Here is a 1831-nt window from a genome sequence, read left to right on the forward strand (position 1 = left end):
GTAACTTTAGAGTAGATTACCATAGATAGATTTTTAGATTAATGAATTGAATTTCAACACTTTAATTTACTGAAAATCTATCTTTTTTGTTGCATAATAATCAAATATTATTAATCGAACTCAGGTTATTAAGTTGGCCATAGCGGAAGGATATCTTGAAAAAGACCCATTTGCATTACACAAGCCCGGTAGGGTCATACAAGAAGTGATATTCCTTTCAACTGATGAATTGAAGCTCCTTGAGGAACACCACTTCAAGCAGGACAGGCTTCAATTGGTTAGGGATCTTTTTGTATTCTGTTGCTACACAGGGTTGGCATATCATGAAATGTCTAAATTAAAAAGAGAGCAAATAATAAAGGGGTTTGATGAGAATAAATGGATTCAAATGAAAAGGGAAAAGACTGGTAGAATGATATCTGTTCCATTAATGCCAAAAGCGAAAGCAATATTGGCTAAGTATCATAATACTGGAATTTATGCATTACCAAAATTTAGTAACCAAAAAATTAATTCATACCTAAAGGAAATTGCAGGCACGGTAGGCATAAATAAATCCATCAGTCATCACACATGGCTAGGAAAACATTTGCGTCTACAGTGTTACGTTATAATGATGTACCTATAGAAATAGTGAGTGAACTTTTAGGGCATTCTAGTATTCAGATTACCCAGGAGTATTATGGAAAGGTAGTCCAAAAGAGGGTTAGTCAAGAAATTTTTAGGTTGATGAGAGAGAACAATTGAATTAAAGGAATAAACAATGGTTAATGTGTTACAGTTTTTTAATTGTTCAGAATAAAGTCTTTCCATAGTTCTGGTGTAAAGAATTTACTTGGATGCTTTATAAAATATATTTTAATATTTGACCTATCATTCTTCAGTAATCTTGGTATCGCTCCATTAATTTTCTCAAATCCAATCTCACTCGTAGTGTAACTTTCACCTAAATTATTTCGTAATCCTACAAACTTTGACCAAGTTGTTCCTAAAAATACACATTTTTCTGGCTTTACCATTTGGATAATAGATCTTAAAACCTTGGCTCCATTTTGATAGTCGGTTTTGTTAGGTCTGGATCTGATATTATCCATTGGCCTTTGTACCAATTCGTGAAACATTATACTTTCCCAAAAACCAATTCTATCAGATTCAGTTTCAAATTTTGGAGCTAATGTTTTCTCAATGTTTCGAGCAAATTTCCTTTTATGATGTGGATTTTCAATTCCATGCTCGTAGGCAACAACTCTTGCAAAATCATTTTTTTCTAAACGACTCTGTGCTATTTGCCTTTTCAAGCCTTCTTCTTTTTCCCAATTGTATACACTTTCACCTACGATGAGTAATTTATTATTACTTTTTAATGCTTTATGACCAATCCAAGGAAGATATTTTATTCCATCAATCTGTAAAAACTGCTTGTCAAGTTCAAACGTACAATAATCCTCTAATTTCATTTTTTGAGTTTAAGAAAAGACTTTAATATTTTAAAAGTAACTAATTTTAGTTGCTAATCATTTGAATAGTTCTCCAAATTAATTCAACATTCAAAAGTTTGGTTTAAAATTTTTAACAAAAAACTTAGATGTAATATCAATCCTGTCCTAAACGTTTTCAAGAATGAATAAATTTACTGATTTGATTGACTTAGATTCATAAATCAATGGTTTTTCAAAATAGAACCCCCTGTATAGTATTTTGTTTAGGCGGCGGATGGTCTTGAAAAGGGTGGTCGAGCCATTTTTGGAGGTCTACCTTAACAAAAAGGTTGAGTCTTATAAAAGCGACCAGATTTGATAAGTACCATTTGTATTTTGCCATAGCTTTCAGT

3 protein-coding genes are annotated in these 1831 nt (G+C 31.8%); 2 read left to right on the forward strand and 1 reads right to left on the reverse strand.

What is annotated here, in order from left to right; genetic code table 11:
* The first annotated feature begins 133 nt into the window (after positions 1-133).
* A complete protein-coding gene (locus tag ES765_RS21455) occupies positions 134-628 on the forward strand; it encodes a site-specific integrase (protein WP_249356655.1) in 495 nt (164 codons plus the stop codon).
* Positions 574-747 (forward strand): tyrosine-type recombinase/integrase, encoded by a 174-nt coding sequence (locus ES765_RS22510; RefSeq protein ID WP_249356656.1) that lies wholly within the window; start codon positions 574-576, stop codon positions 745-747. Before ES765_RS21455 ends, ES765_RS22510 begins: the two co-directional genes overlap by 55 nt.
* A 38-nt stretch (positions 748-785) precedes the next feature.
* Here the strand turns inward: ES765_RS22510 and ES765_RS21460 are convergent, their stop codons facing one another.
* Positions 786-1457 (reverse strand): hypothetical protein, encoded by a 672-nt coding sequence (locus ES765_RS21460; protein ID WP_138116577.1) that lies wholly within the window; start codon positions 1455-1457, stop codon positions 786-788.
* Positions 1458-1831 lie beyond the last annotated feature (374 nt).

The organism is Maribacter sp. ACAM166, from assembly GCF_005771495.1.
In the GTDB taxonomy this organism is placed as follows: domain Bacteria; phylum Bacteroidota; class Bacteroidia; order Flavobacteriales; family Flavobacteriaceae; genus Maribacter.